This window comes from Campylobacter sp. RM12654 (assembly GCF_020137585.1).
Classification (GTDB): domain Bacteria; phylum Campylobacterota; class Campylobacteria; order Campylobacterales; family Campylobacteraceae; genus Campylobacter_E.
In genome coordinates this window covers 1-14,419 of the sequence record NZ_JACGAR010000012.1, presented here as the reverse complement: position 1 = coordinate 14,419, position 14,419 = coordinate 1, and the positions used below count along the sequence as shown (strand labels likewise).

Below are 14,419 nucleotides of genomic sequence, written 5' to 3'. Positions count from 1 at the left end.
AGGAGATAAAATGAGTTTTCGTATAGAACACGATACAATGGGTGAAGTTAAAGTTCCTGCAGATAAATTGTGGGCAGCACAAACACAAAGAAGTTTAGAGAATTTCAAAATCGGCACAGAAAAAATGCCTGTAGAATTAATCCACGCTTTTGCGCATCTTAAGAAGTCTTTAGCTTTAGTAAATAATGATTTAGGCAAATTAGACAATGTAAAAAAAGATGCAATCGTTAAAGCTTGTGATGAGATTTTAGCTAATAAACATAATGATGAATTCCCACTTGCTATATGGCAAACAGGTTCAGGAACACAAACAAATATGAACCTAAATGAAGTTATAGCAAATCTTGCTACTAAACTTAGTGGAATGGATTTTACTAAAGAAAAAATAGTCCATCCAAATGACCATGTAAATATGAGCCAAAGTTCAAATGATACATTCCCAACTGCAATGCATATAGTTGCAGTTTTAGAAACTGAAAGGACTTTAATTCCTGCATTAGAAATTCTAGAAAAAACACTAGATAAAAAAGCAAAAGAATTTGAAAATATAATTAAAATCGGAAGAACCCACTTGCAAGATGCAACCCCACTTACTTTAGGTCAAGAATTTAGTGGATATGTATATATGTTGCAAAGCTCAAAAAGACATATTTTAAAAGCACTTGAAGATGTAAGAGAGCTAACAATTGGCGGAACAGCTGTTGGAACTGGAATTAATGCTCATCCAGAACTTAGTGAAAAAGTATCAGCAAAATTAAGCGAACTTTTAGGCACTAAATTTATAAGTAGCCCAAACAAATTCCACGGACTTACAAGTCACGATGCTTTAGTATTTTTACACGGAGCATTTAAGGCTCTTGCAGCAAATTTAATGAAAATAGCAAACGATATTAGATGGCTTGCAAGTGGTCCTAGATGTGGTTTAGGAGAGCTTAGTATTCCTGAAAATGAGCCAGGTAGCTCAATTATGCCAGGTAAAGTAAATCCTACTCAAAGTGAAGCTTTAACAATGCTTAGCGTTCAAGTAATGGGAAATGATGCGGCAATTGGTTTTGCAGCTTCTCAAGGTAATTTTGAGCTAAATGTATTTAAGCCTGTGATTATTTATAATTTCTTACAAAGTTTAAGATTATTAGCTGATGGTATGATTAGCTTTAATGATAATTGTGCTATAGGAATTACTCCAAATATTGATAAAATTACTCATAATTTAAATAATTCTTTAATGCTAGTAACTGCACTAAATCCACATATTGGCTATGAAAATGCAGCAAAAGTTGCAAAAAATGCTCACAAAAAAGGAATTAGCCTAAAAGAATCTTGCTTAGAATTAGGTTTAGTTAGTGAAGAAGATTTTGATAAATTTGTAGTTCCTGCAAATATGATTAAGCCAAAATGAGAGAATTACTTTTAGCAATAGAAAGTAGCTGCGATGATTCAAGCATCGCAGCTATTAATGTAAATACTTATGAATGTTTATTTTATGAAAAAATATCTCAAGATGAGCATAATGAATTTGGTGGAGTTGTGCCAGAACTTGCATCAAGGCTACATACTGAAGCTTTACCTAAAATATTAGCTAAAACTAAGCCTTTTTTAAACGAATTAAAAGCAATTGCAGTTACTAATGAGCCAGGATTATCAGTATCTCTTCAAAGTGGAGTTGCAATGGCTAAGGCTTTAAGTGTGGCTTTAAATATACCATTAATTGCGATAAATCATTTAAAAGGTCATATTTGTTCTTTATTTTTAGATAAAGAAATAATGAATGATTTTTTAGTTTTGCTTGTAAGTGGCGGTCATACTATGATACTTGAGATTACTAAAGAATATGATATAAATTTAATAGCAACTACAAGCGATGATAGTTTTGGAGAAAGTTTTGATAAAGTTGCAAAAATGCTAGGACTTGGTTATCCTGGTGGGGTATTTATTGAAGAATTAGCAAAAAATGAAAGTAATAATACTTATGAGTTTTCTTTACCAATCCCAAGTAAAAGTAGGCTTGAGTATTCATTTTCGGGTATTAAAAATCAAGTTAGATTAGCTATTAATGATTGTATAGCAAATAATACTTTAGATACTCAAAAAGCAAATATAGCAGCAGCATTTCAAAGAATTGCTTGTAAGCATATAATTAATAAATTAAACATAGTTTTGCATAATAAAAATTATAAAGCATTAGGCGTAGTTGGTGGTGCAAGTGCTAATTTATTGCTTAGGTCTAAATTAGATGAAATTTGTAAAAAAAATAATATGCAATTATTATTAGCTCCGCTTAAATATTGTTCTGATAATGCTTTAATGATAGCAAGAGCAGGGGTTATTGCATACAAAAATAAAGATTTTGTAAATATAAGTGATGATATAATAAACCCAAAATCAAAAAATTTTAAAAGGCTTTAATTTAATGAAAAAAATATTTTTATGTTTAGGATTATTAGGTAGTTTATTAGCTAAGGATTATGGTAATTATATAAGTATTGATGAAAATGGTAAAAAAACTGCTAGATGGCATATTTATGAAGAAAATAATGAATTATTTGGCAAAGTTGTTAAATTGTTTGAATATGGCGATGATGAACTTTGTAAATCTTGTGAAAAAACTTATGATTATTTTACTTATGCAGAAGATGCTAGAAAGATGAAAATAGTAGGTGCGCCATTGCTTTATAAATTAAAAAAAGATGGTGAAAATTCTTATAAAAGTGGTTACATAATTGACCCAGAAAGTGGTAAATTATATAGAGCAAATGCAACTTTTAAAGATGATAAATTAATTTTAAGAGGATATGTTGGATTTTCTTTAATAGGAAGAAGTCAGACTTGGATTAAGGAAAAATAATGCAAGAGTTATTAACTCTTGCTAAAAGAGCAGCAAGAATTGCTGGAGATGAAATAATTGATATAAAACACCCTTTAATTAATACAAAACCAGATGGAACTTTAGTTAGTTCAGCTGATTTAAAAGCTAATGAAATCATATTTGATATTTTAGGAAAAAGTAAAATTAATATATGTTCTGAAGAACAGATTTTAGATTATGAAAAAAGAAAAAAAACTTTATTTTGGCTAATTGACCCACTTGATGGAACTAATAACTATTTAAAAAATAGAAAAAATTTTTGCGTTTGTATTAGCTTGATTGAAAATACAAGACCAATTTTAGGTGTAATTTATGATGTTTGCAATAAGAATTTGTATTATTCAGCTAAAAATATGCCAGTTTATAAAAATCAAGAAATCCTAAATAAAGTTAAAAAAGAATCAAATAAAGCTTTAGTATCTTTAAGAAAAGAACAAGATATAAATAATAGTAAAATTCCATTTAGCTACGGATACTCGGCATTAAATATAGGCTCTGCATTAAAGTTTTGTGCTTTATTAGAAGGTGATGCTGATGTATATTTAAGATACGAAAGGCTCAATTCTTGGGATTTAGCTGCTGGGGATTTTTTAATAAATCAAAGTGGTGGATTAATGTTAGGGCTTGATAAACAAAAATTGAATTATAATACGCCCAATTTTTCTTGCAAACCTTTTATAGCGTTTTCAAGTGTATTTAATAAGGATTAATATGAATATTTTTAACACACATAGAATAGTTTTTGAAGGTTCTTCGGTTAGCAAATATTTAAGTGATAATTTAACTTGCATTCAATTTAGTTTAAATGGTGTAATTGATGCGGGATTTTTACCAAAACCAACTGATGATAATTTTATAAAGCATGTTTTTATTTCTCACACTCATTTAGACCATATTTGTGCTATTGCTTTATATGTTGATAATTATTTTTTAAAACTTCAAGATAGTATTTGTATATATGCTAGTAAAGAAAGTATAGATAATCTTAAAGAGCATTTTTTTAACAATAAAATTTGGCCTGATTTTGCAAAGATAAAATTGCCAAATGGAAGTCCTGCTATAGTTTATAAAGAAATTAATGTAGGAGATAAATTATTAATAGATGATATAACAATAGAGCCAGTTAAGAGCTATCATACTGAAGGTAGTTTTGGCTTTATTTTAAGCTATGATAAAGATAGTATATATTTTACTTCAGATACTTATTATCACGATGATATAGTGGAATTAATCAATAAAAGAACTGATATAAGACAAGTAATTGCTGATGTTAGTTTTGATTCAAGTTTAGAAAAATTAGCACAAGATTCAAAACACTTAACTCCAAAATTATTAAAAAAAATACAAGAGCAAGTAAGAGATGATGTGATTTTCCATGTATACCACATTAAATATTGCTTTAAAGATAAAATAGAAGAAGAATTAAGAGAATTTAATATCTTAAAAGATTATGGAATGATTATTAAAAATGGTTCATTTATGCAATTTAATACAAATTATCAAAGTGATATGATAAATGTATTGAAAAGACATAATTTAGACCAAGAACAAAAACTAGAAACCATACTTGAATGCTTTTCTCAAATTTCTAAAAACTCTGATTCTAAAGCCAACCTAAATACCTTAGGCGAAATGGTTAAACAAAACATTCAAGCTGATAGATGTAGTGTATGGTTTATTGATAATGAAAGAAAAGAATATTATACCTTACACGCTGATGGAGTAGGTGAGATTAGAGTTCCTTTTGGTAAAGGAATAGTAGGTCGTGCAATTGAGACAAAAGAAGCTATTTTAGAAAATAATCCAAAAAGCAATCCGTATTTTGATAGCTCAAATGATGAGAGAACAAAATATAGCACTAAATCAATTTTAGCTATGCCTATTTTAAATAGTGAGCATGAAGTTATTGGGGTATTCCAAGCTTTAAATAAACTTACAGATATTAATAATAATTTTGATAAAGATGATTTAGATTATCTAAGAATTGCAGCTGATTATTCAGGTAAGATTTATGAAGGAATGAAATTCCAAGAAGATATTTTAAATGCTCAAAAAGATTTAATTTATTCAATAGCTGAAATGGTTGAGAGCAAAAGTGAAGAAACTGGAAATCATGTAAAAAGAGTAGGTAAAATAAGCGAAGCCATAGCAAGACAAATGGGATTAAGTGAAGAAGAAGTAACGCTAATTAGTTATGGTGCTCCAACTCACGATATTGGTAAAATTGGAATTCCTGATGCTATTTTAAATAAACCTGGAAGACTTGATGAAAAAGAATTTAAAACTATGCAAAAACACGCACAAATAGGCTATGAAATGTTGCATAGATTTAAAGGCAAAATTATGGAAGCAGCAGCAATCATCGCTCACGAGCATCACGAAAAATATGCAGGTGGCGGTTATCCAATGGGTAAAAAAGGTGATGATATTCATATTTATGCAAGAATTGTTTCTTTAGCTGATGTTTTTGACGCACTTGCAAGTGATAGATGTTATAAAAAAGCTTGGCCACTTGATGAAGTTTGCAAATATATTAGTGATAATTCAGGTTTTCAATTTGACCCTAAAGTGGTTGAAGCATTTTTTGCTTGTAAAGAAGAAATATTTGCAATAAAAGAAAAATATGTTGATAAATATATTGATGATAATTTAATGTGATTGTAATTTGTTGATTTTTTAGATTAATCCAAATTAATTTTTCATTGATTTGGATTAATTATTTGCTTTAATTTAAACTATTAATACTTTTTTAAATAAAATTATCTATAATCGCTCCTTTTTTAAAATTAGGAGTAGTTTAATGTTTTTTAAAAATAATAAAGAAATACAAGACAAGATTATTAACGAGTTAAAAGATAAAGAAGCTATTTTAAAAGCTATTTATAAAGAAATGGCGATTATAGAATTTGATACTAAAGGAAATATTGTTGATGCAAATGAGCATTTTTTAAAAGCTACGAAATATACACTAGCAGAGATAAAAGGTAAGCATCATAGAATATTTTGTGATAAACATTATGTTAATTCAAGTGATTATTCAATCTTTTGGCAAGAATTATCAAGAAATATTCCACAAAGTGGTCAGTTTAAAAGATTTGCAAAAGATGGTCAAGTAGTTTATTTAGAAGCAAATTATTTACCAATAGTAGATGAACAAAATCAAGTTTATAAAGTAATTAAGTTTGCTGCTGATGTTACAGAACACGAAAATGAATTGTTGGATTTAAAAAATACAATTAATGCGGCAAGTAAGTCTATGGCTTTAATTGAATTCACTCCAAACGGGGAAATACTTGATGCAAATGATAATTTTTTAAATACATTAAATTACAGAAAAAGCGAAATTATAGGCAAACATCATTCTATGTTTTGTGATAGTGAATATGTAAAAAGTAGTGATTATAGAAAATTTTGGGAAGATTTAAGAAGCGGACATTTTCAATCAGGTCAATTTATAAGATATACAAAAGATAATAATCCTGTATATTTAGAAGCAAGTTATAATCCTGTTTATAATGCCGAAGGTAAGGTTTATAAGGTAATTAAATTCGCAAGCGATGTTAGCGAGCAAGTAATAAGAGATTTGAATAAAAATAAAATCGTAAGCGAGTTAGCACAAAAAAATGATGAAAGCACAAATGAAGGTAGTAAAGTTATTGCTAAAACCGTGCAAAATGTCCAAGAAATAGCAGAAATTATGAATGAAAGTAGTGAATTGGTTAATTCGTTAAATACTCAATCAGATGAGATTGTATCTGTTATTCAAACTATTAAAGATATTGCAGAGCAAACTAATTTATTAGCATTAAATGCTGCTATTGAAGCTGCTCGTGCTGGCGAGCATGGTCGTGGTTTTGCTGTGGTTGCTGATGAGGTTAGAAAACTTGCTGAAAGGACTGCAACATCAATTAATGAAATTACTTTAACAATTAATTCTATTAGAAATGTTAGTGCTAATGTTGTTGAGAGTATAAATAAAAGCATAGCTCAAGTAAATGATAGTGTTGTGTTAGCAAATACTGCAAATGAATGTATGAATAAAATCAAACAAAGTTCAGAAGAAGTAGCAAGAGCTATGGAAGAAAATAAATAAATATAATTTGAAATTCTTAGGAATTTCAAATTAGTTTTTTAAGTCTTTTTGCAATTCTTTTAAAAAAATTCTCGCAACATCACTTAATTTATCATCAATCCAAATTAATCTTAAATTAGAAGTAATTAATGGGTTTATAGGCTTAAAACATAAATCATCATTAGTGTTAATTAATTTATCAAGAGATAAAGCGTATCCAATATCTTCTTTAACAAAAATTGCAGCATTGTATAATAAATCATAAGTAGCTACTATATTTAGCTTATCTTGATTTTGTCTTAAAACATTTGGCATTTCTTGCGTAAAACCTTGTCTTGATACTATAAGTGGCATTTGAAATAAATCATTTATGCTTATATCTTTTTGCTTAGCGTATTTTGAAGTATTTTTCATAATAATCCCCCAAGTATCACTATGATTTAAATCTAAATAACTAAAATTGCTAATATCAAATTCTTGAACTACAACGGCAAAATCTATTAAAGAATTTTGTAATTTATTTACCACATTTTCATAGTTTCCACTAAATATATGAAACTTAATATTTTTATTTTGTAGCTTTTTAGCAGTTCTTGCTATTTTGACTATTCCAATTGATTCAGCACAGCCTATATAAACATCTCCACCATTAAAATCTTTTAAATTTTTAAATTCTTGCTCGGTTTTATCAACTAAATCTAAAATATCACAAGCTCTTTTATAAAGCATTTCTCCTTCTTTTGTGAGAATGATTTTATAATTTGTCCTAATAAAAAGTTTTTGCCCTAATTTTACTTCTAAATCTTTTAATTGTCTTGATAGATTTGGTTGAGAAAGATTTAATTTATTAGCTGCTTTAGTTATGTTTTGCAATTTTGCAGATTCTATAAAATATTTTAAAACTCTAATTTCCATAATATTCCTTAGAAATAATTAATTTTTATAATTAATTATATATTATAAGTATTTGATATTTCTACTAAAAATAAATAAAATTATTTTACTTTTAAAACAAGGAGATTTTTTATGAATAATTTTATTTTTCACAATCCAACTAAGATTTATTTTACTGATGAAGTAGAGCAATCTTTAGAATTTGAATTAAGTAAATATGGTAAAAATATTGTTTTGGTTTATGGTTGCGGCTCGGTGCATAAAAATGGTATTTTTAACCAAATTGTAAAAATACTAGATAAATTAGGCAAAAATGTAGCATATATTGATGGTGTTATGCCAAATCCTACTTTAGAAAAATTAAACTCAGGTGTAAAGATAGCAAGAGAACATAAAGCTGATTTTTTATTAGCTTTAGGTGGTGGTTCTGTTTGTGATTATACAAAAGCTTTAGCAGTTAGTATAAACTCAAGCGATGATTATTGGGATAGGTATTTTATAAATCAACTTGAGCCAACTTGTGATGTAGTTTCGTTAGGTTGTATTTTAACAATGTGTGGGACAGGCTCTGAAATGAATGGTGGTAGCGTAATTACAAATGAAAAAACTCATCAAAAAATAGGAAAAGTTTTTAATGATAAAAGAGTATTTCCTAAGTTTTCTATATTAAATCCTAAATACACTTTAAGTCTTAGCAAATATCAAATGATAAATGGAATTTATGATGCGTTTAATCATATTTTAGAGCAATATTTTTCAAAAGAAGATGATAATGTGAGCGATTATTTAGCAGAAGGGCTTATGCGTTCAATAATCTCATCAAGCAAAATTGCAAACAAAAATCCTAATGATTATAAGGCTAGAAGCGATATTATGTGGGCAAGTACTCTAGCATTAAATACTATGCTTCATTGTGGTAAAAATGGAGATTGGATGGTTCATATGATAGGTCAGGCAATTGGTGGCTTTACCAATGCAACGCACGGAGCTACTTTAAGTGCTATTAGTTTGGCGTATTATGAATATATAATGCCTTATAATATTGAGAAATTTAAAAGGTTTGCTATTAATGTCTGGGATATAAAAGACAATAAAAGCGATGAAGAAATAGCTAAATTAGGACTATTTGCTATGAGAGATTGGATGAGTGAGCTAGATCTTTGTATGAATATAAAAGATTTATTAGTAGATGAAAGCTTGATTGAAGATATTGCTAATAATGTATTCATCTTAAATGGTGGTTATAAGGAGCTTAATAAAGATGAAATTATTCATATACTTAAGAAAAGTTTTTAGCATTTTTATTGGTTTAGGAGCTTTTTGTGTGTTAAATGGATTTAGCAATGATGAAATATATGTTGAAATAAATAATCAAGAATTAAGAATAAAATTAGAAAGCAATTCATCATCAACTGCTCTTTATGAAGTATTACAAAAGTCTGATTTAAATATCTTGATGAATGATTATGGTGGGTTTGAAAAGGTAGGAAGAATTGATAAAAATCTTCCTACTAATGATAAATATTTTCAAGCTAAAGCACTTGATGTGATTTTATATAATGCTAATAATATAGTAATTTATTATGATAATAATTCTTGGAGTTTTACTAAATTAGGAACAATTTATGGCATTAGTAAAGATGAGTTAAAAAAGCTTTTAGGTAATGGCAAAATTAATGCTAGGTTTTATGTTAAAAATAAGGATTAATTATGATTAAGTATGTAAAAGCAAATTCTATTGAGCATAAACTTATGCTTAAACAAGCTAAAGAAGCTATGAAAATAACTTTTAAAATTAACAATACTTATAATGAACCAGAAGAATTAAATAAATTATTTTCTCAATTAATTGGTAAAGAAGTAGATGAAAGTTTTACTTTATTTCCACCTTTTAATACGGATTGCGGTAAAAATATTTCAGTAGGCAAAAATGTATTTATAAATAGCGGTTGTAAATTTCAAGACCAAGGTGGAATTTATATTGGAAATAATGTTTTAATAGGGCATAATGTAGTATTAGCTACTATAAATCACGATATCAATCCATTTAAACGCTCTGATATGGTATTAAAGCCAATAACAATAGAAGATAATGTTTGGATTGGTTCAAATGCCACAATACTTAGCGGAGTAAAAATTAAAAAAGGCTCAATAATAGCAGCTGGTGCGGTGGTTACTAAAGATGTTGAAGAATTTCAAATAGTAGCAGGGGTTCCAGCTAAATTAATTAAAACTATAAAATTAAGCTAATTAATAAATTAGCTTAATAATTTTTCTTGTTGAGTTTTTATGATATTTACAATTGAGCGAATATTATCAATTGTATATGGTAATGGTAGGAAATCTACTTCTTGAATAATCTTTTCAATATTAGGTGTTATTTTATGATTATTTAGTATAAGAATTAATTTAAAGCAATATTCATCTTGTGCTTTTACTAAACGATTTAAATCATATTCATTAAAAGTATTAATTAGATTTGCGTCTAATAAAACAGCTCTATAAGCGCAATTTACCCCATCTTCAATTTTTTCTAAAAGACCATTACTTGATTGGTTTTGAATGCAGTTTATTTCATAGCTTTCAAGATTTGCAGTGATTGTTTTTGATATGTCAATATTGTTATGAACTATTAAAACACTTAATCTATCTTTTGGAGTTACATCTGGTAAATTATTTTCTTTATCATTGATTAGTATTGGGATACTAAGACAGATTGCGTGATTAATTCTTTCATTTGTATCCTTAAAGGCATAGCTAGAACCATCATTTTTTTTCATATATCCACTAAATTTATGTAATTGTTCTGAAATAGATAATTTTTTAGGATTAGTAAAGCTTTTAAATAGTTCAGTTTTTTTATCATCAACAACCCCACAAACTCCAATATCAACGCATAAAAGAGTTCTATTTTGCATATTATTCATAATTCCAATATCAATAAATATGGTTTCATTTTCTACATTTTGATTAATCAAATCAGCAGCAGCCCAAATAGCATTGATAATATTTGTATAATCTCCATAAAAATACCTATTTGGCATACATTTTTCATTGTTATCGTTTAGATATAACATATCTTGTCTAACTAAAAATATATTATTTTTAACACTAGCTTCGTAATTTAGCGTTTTGAAAAAATATAAAAACACTTCTTGTAAATCAAAATATAAAGATGATTTTTCAAAACTTTCACTTTCAAATTCTGCTTCATCGCTAACACTAAACATTTTTACTTTTTTAGTTTTTAATTTCATTTTTAGCTTGTAAATATAAGCTAATAATAAAACTATTAAGCCACCTAAAACTACAAATAAAAGTATTGTATCTTTATCAGAAAAATCTATTTTAGAATCTGCAAATAGATAGGTTGAGATTAAAATTAGTAATAATTTTTTCATATTTTCCTTTCAAATAATAAGCATTGCATCGCCGTATGAGTAAAATTTATATTTATTTTTAATAGCTTCTTCATAAAGTTTTAAAGTATTTTGCCTACCTATAAAACTAGCTACTAACATAATTAAAGTTGATTTTGGCAAATGAAAATTTGTTAATAAATAATTTTGTCTAATTGGCCTATTAGATGGGTTTAAAAACAAATCACATTCACCACTACTTTTTTTTGTCCTTGCATAATACTCTATTGTTCTTGTAGCAGTTGTGCCAACCCCTAAAATAGGTATATCACTATTAATTAATTTTATTGCTTCATCGCTTAGATTGAAGTATTCGCTATGCATTTTATGTTCTTGTATGTTTTCACATTCTACACTAGCAAAAGTTCCTGCACCAACATGTAAAGTAATATAAGCGCTTTTTTTATCTTTTAGACTATCTAAAACTCTATTCGTAAAATGCAATGACGCAGTAGGTGCTGCAACAGCTCCAATATTTTTAGCAAACACACTTTGATAATTTATCTCATCATCTAAATTATCCATTCTTTTAAGATATGGTGGTAGTGGAATATGTCCGATTTTTTCGCTAATTGTTAAAACTTCATCGGTTTTTAAAACTTCATTGTTTTTGCAAAATTTCACAATTCTGGTGCCATCTGCGTTTAGCTTTAATATTTTTGCGTTTAAATTATCTTGAAAAATTAAAATATCATCTTCTTTAACTTTACCCCTAATTTGCACTAAAAACTCATCATTTGCTAGAATTTTATTTATAAATAATTCACATTTTGCACCACTAATTTTATTGCCATAAAATCTAGCTTTAAATACTTTAGTATCATTAAAAATCAAAGCACATTCAGGCAAAAAATTAGCTAATTCATAAAATACACTATGAGTAATTTTTCCACTATTTTTTTCATACACTAATAGTTTTGCACTATCAGCAGGATTTGCAGGGTATTTTGCTATTAATTCTTCTGGCAAATCATAATCATAAGAACTTAGTAAATTATCAAGCATTTTTATCTTCTAATAATTCTTTTTCATCATCTTCGCTATCTATATCAGGGTCAGCTGGATTTACTACTTTAGCAATATAAATTGAAATAGCATAAAGCCCAATTAAAGGAATTGCCATTAAAAATTGCGAAAATACATCAGGCGGGGTCATAATTGCTGCGAATATAAAAATAACTAATATAGCAACTCTGAAATTTCTAATAAGAGTTTTTTCAGTTACAAGACCAATTTTTGCTAAGAAAAATATAGCAACAGGTAATTCATATCCTAGTCCAAATGCAATTACTAATTTTGTAAAAAAGCTCACATATTCAGAAATTGAAGGCATAGCCTTATACTCTCCACCGCTAAAATTGATTAAAAAATCAAAAGCAATAGGAACTACTAAATAATAGCAAAACGCCGCACCAATCAAAAACATAATAGTAGCACTAAATACAAAAGGCACTACAAATCTTTTTTCATTTTCATATAAACCTGGTTCAACAAATTTCCAAGCTTGCCACAAAATTATAGGCAATGCTACAAGAAATGCTGCAAATAAAGAAACTTGCATAGCAGTGAAGAAATTCTCTTGTGGTTTATAAAATATAATTTCAGAGCCTTCAGGCAATACATTCATAAGTGGAACACAAATAAAATGTAGTATTGGTTTCCAAAATACAAAACATACAAAAAAAGCTAAAATCAAAGCAACTACACTAATAAATAATCTTTTTCTAAGTTCAACTAAATGTGGTTTTAATTCTTCAAACATTTTCGCTCTTTTCTTTTAAAAATTGTTCTCTTTTGCTAAGTTGCTTTTCTTCTGTATTTATATTTTTTTCTTCTGTAGAATTTGAATTTTGATTTGAGTTTTCTGTATTTTTTACACTATCAATAGTGCTATTTAAAGCATTTTGTGCGTCTTTTTCAAAATCACTTAAAGTATTTTTAATCTCATCAAATTCTTCAAAGCTTAGTTTTTTTCTGATACTATCATTTGCTTTTGTGATTTCTTCTTTATATTTTCTAGCTTCATCTTTTAATTCGCTAATATTGATTTCGTTTTCTATACTTGATTTAGCTTCGTTAATTTGTTTTTTAACAGCCTTTAATAATTTTGCGATTTCAACTATAGTGCTAGGTAGTTTTTCAGGTCCTAAAACCAAAACAGCAACTATTAAAATAATAACAATTTCCATAAAACTCATAATAAAACTCTTTTAGATAATTTTTTGCTGAATTTATCTAATTTTTTTTAATCGTTAGTTTAAATTAAGTTTTGCTACTTAATCTTTTTAAAGTTATATTTAGTTATATTTAATTAATATATTTACTAATTATTAAATTATTTTAAAGGGGTAAAATATGAAAATTAGTTCAAATAATTATAACTTACCATTACAAAAGGCAAATAATAATCAAGCATTAGCTCAAGGAAGACTTGAAAATAAAGAAAATGCAAAAAGATATGATGATTTTATTAAAATGTTTTACCCCGATACTCACGATAGCTTGGATTTTAATTACCCAACTAATAGCAATGAAGCAAAAATCCAAAGTATGGTTATTTATATGTTACTTGAACATAAAGATGCTTTATATGGCGATATGTATACAAATACAATTTATGAAAGAGCTTTTAGTCCCGAAGCAAACCAAGATGTACAAAAAGATTTAAAAGATTTTTTAAAGGAGCATTCTGATAGCTTAGGAGATTATAAATGGAATCAAGATGTAATAATAGCAAAGCTATTTAATGCAAGAAATATTAGCGAAGATGAGTTCAAACAAAGGTATCTAGCAAGAATTGATGAGATAAAGCAAGGCAAAGAGCATGAAAGTATCCAAAATAGTGAAAATACAAAACCAAGTGATGAAATATCAACAATAAATAAAAATGATGAAAAAGCTGAAGATAAAAAAGACAAAACTGAAGATAAAAAACCTTACGAAGCCATAGAAATAAAAGGCTCTAGCACTCGTGAAAGTATGGAAGATATTTTAAGCAAACTTGATATTCAAAATATCAAAGATGAAAGAGATTTATTAGCTATTTTAATGGCGTATAAAAATAGCAAGAATTTATATGATAAAAGAGTTTAAAATAAAGAAAATTTATAAAATTGTTAAAATGAATAAAGATTAATATTTTATATAAATAAGAATTAAAGCTAAAAA

At 27.3% G+C, this 14,419-nt stretch carries 15 protein-coding genes and 1 pseudogene; 11 read left to right on the top strand and 5 right to left on the bottom strand.

The window, feature by feature from the left end; genetic code table 11:
* Positions 1-10 precede the first annotated feature (10 nt).
* The 7 genes and pseudogenes from fumC (at position 11) to AVBRAN12654_RS09565 (ending at position 6,959) form a co-directional block, all read left to right on the top strand.
* Positions 11-1,399 carry a class II fumarate hydratase gene (gene fumC, locus AVBRAN12654_RS05375; protein ID WP_336609690.1) on the top strand — a complete coding sequence of 463 codons (1,389 nt, stop codon included), beginning with the start codon at positions 11-13 and terminating at the stop codon, positions 1,397-1,399.
* Complete coding sequence (tsaD, locus tag AVBRAN12654_RS05370; RefSeq protein ID WP_336614075.1) at positions 1,396-2,406, top strand: tRNA (adenosine(37)-N6)-threonylcarbamoyltransferase complex transferase subunit TsaD; 1,011 nt, start codon at positions 1,396-1,398, stop codon at positions 2,404-2,406. The genes fumC and tsaD overlap by 4 nt, the downstream gene beginning before the upstream one ends.
* A gap of 4 nt (positions 2,407-2,410) precedes the next feature.
* Entirely contained in the window at positions 2,411-2,845 is a 435-nt protein-coding gene (locus AVBRAN12654_RS05365) for a DUF2147 domain-containing protein (RefSeq protein ID WP_214118015.1), read from the top strand.
* A complete protein-coding gene (locus tag AVBRAN12654_RS05360; RefSeq protein ID WP_214119852.1) occupies positions 2,845-3,576 on the top strand; it encodes a 3'(2'),5'-bisphosphate nucleotidase CysQ in 732 nt (243 codons plus the stop codon). Before AVBRAN12654_RS05365 ends, AVBRAN12654_RS05360 begins: the two co-directional genes overlap by 1 nt.
* Before the next feature lies 1 nt (position 3,577).
* Positions 3,578-5,524, top strand: coding sequence for an HD domain-containing phosphohydrolase (locus tag AVBRAN12654_RS05355; protein ID WP_214118019.1), 1,947 nt, complete (start codon positions 3,578-3,580; stop codon positions 5,522-5,524).
* Between the two features lie 142 nt (positions 5,525-5,666).
* Positions 5,667-6,425: pseudogene (locus tag AVBRAN12654_RS09570) on the top strand (PAS domain-containing protein); the annotation flags it as partial.
* A 24-nt stretch (positions 6,426-6,449) separates the two neighbouring features.
* Positions 6,450-6,959: a methyl-accepting chemotaxis protein gene (locus AVBRAN12654_RS09565; RefSeq protein WP_239803726.1), complete on the top strand. Its 510-nt coding sequence runs from the start codon at positions 6,450-6,452 to the stop codon at positions 6,957-6,959.
* Positions 6,960-6,989: 30 nt separating this feature from the next.
* Here the strand turns inward: AVBRAN12654_RS09565 and AVBRAN12654_RS05345 are convergent, their stop codons facing one another.
* Positions 6,990-7,853, bottom strand: coding sequence for a LysR family transcriptional regulator (locus tag AVBRAN12654_RS05345; protein WP_336612508.1), 864 nt, complete (start codon positions 7,851-7,853; stop codon positions 6,990-6,992).
* 111 nt (positions 7,854-7,964) lie between these two features.
* Here AVBRAN12654_RS05345 and AVBRAN12654_RS05340 point away from each other — a divergent pair, with 111 nt between their 5' ends.
* Genes AVBRAN12654_RS05340 through AVBRAN12654_RS05330 form a run of 3 tightly spaced genes read left to right on the top strand, consistent with a single transcriptional unit; the run spans position 7,965 to position 10,082 of the window.
* On the top strand, positions 7,965-9,128 hold the full coding sequence (locus AVBRAN12654_RS05340) for an iron-containing alcohol dehydrogenase (RefSeq protein ID WP_336614074.1): 1,164 nt from the start codon (positions 7,965-7,967) through the stop codon (positions 9,126-9,128).
* On the top strand, positions 9,094-9,540 hold the full coding sequence (locus AVBRAN12654_RS05335; protein ID WP_336614073.1) for a cyclophilin-like fold protein: 447 nt from the start codon (positions 9,094-9,096) through the stop codon (positions 9,538-9,540). The genes AVBRAN12654_RS05340 and AVBRAN12654_RS05335 overlap by 35 nt, the downstream gene beginning before the upstream one ends.
* 2 nt (positions 9,541-9,542) lie before the next feature.
* On the top strand, positions 9,543-10,082 hold the full coding sequence (locus tag AVBRAN12654_RS05330; RefSeq protein WP_214118035.1) for a DapH/DapD/GlmU-related protein: 540 nt from the start codon (positions 9,543-9,545) through the stop codon (positions 10,080-10,082).
* Positions 10,083-10,090: 8 nt separating this feature from the next.
* Here AVBRAN12654_RS05330 and AVBRAN12654_RS05325 read toward each other — a convergent pair whose 3' ends face one another.
* From AVBRAN12654_RS05325 to tatB, 4 genes are read right to left on the bottom strand one after another with little or no spacing between them, the layout of a single operon-like run.
* Complete coding sequence (locus tag AVBRAN12654_RS05325) at positions 10,091-11,233, bottom strand: hypothetical protein (protein ID WP_336614072.1); 1,143 nt, start codon at positions 11,231-11,233, stop codon at positions 10,091-10,093.
* A 9-nt stretch (positions 11,234-11,242) separates the two neighbouring features.
* Positions 11,243-12,256, bottom strand: coding sequence for a tRNA preQ1(34) S-adenosylmethionine ribosyltransferase-isomerase QueA (gene queA / locus AVBRAN12654_RS05320; protein ID WP_214118039.1), 1,014 nt, complete (start codon positions 12,254-12,256; stop codon positions 11,243-11,245).
* Positions 12,249-13,013 (bottom strand): twin-arginine translocase subunit TatC, encoded by a 765-nt coding sequence (tatC, locus tag AVBRAN12654_RS05315; protein ID WP_214118042.1) that lies wholly within the window; start codon positions 13,011-13,013, stop codon positions 12,249-12,251. The genes queA and tatC overlap by 8 nt, the downstream gene beginning before the upstream one ends.
* Positions 13,006-13,449: a Sec-independent protein translocase protein TatB gene (tatB, locus tag AVBRAN12654_RS05310; protein WP_336614071.1), complete on the bottom strand. Its 444-nt coding sequence runs from the start codon at positions 13,447-13,449 to the stop codon at positions 13,006-13,008. The genes tatC and tatB overlap by 8 nt, the downstream gene beginning before the upstream one ends.
* 157 nt (positions 13,450-13,606) lie before the next feature.
* Here tatB and AVBRAN12654_RS05305 point away from each other — a divergent pair, with 157 nt between their 5' ends.
* Positions 13,607-14,344 (top strand): hypothetical protein, encoded by a 738-nt coding sequence (locus tag AVBRAN12654_RS05305; RefSeq protein ID WP_336614070.1) that lies wholly within the window; start codon positions 13,607-13,609, stop codon positions 14,342-14,344.
* The last annotated feature ends 75 nt before the right edge of the window (positions 14,345-14,419 follow it).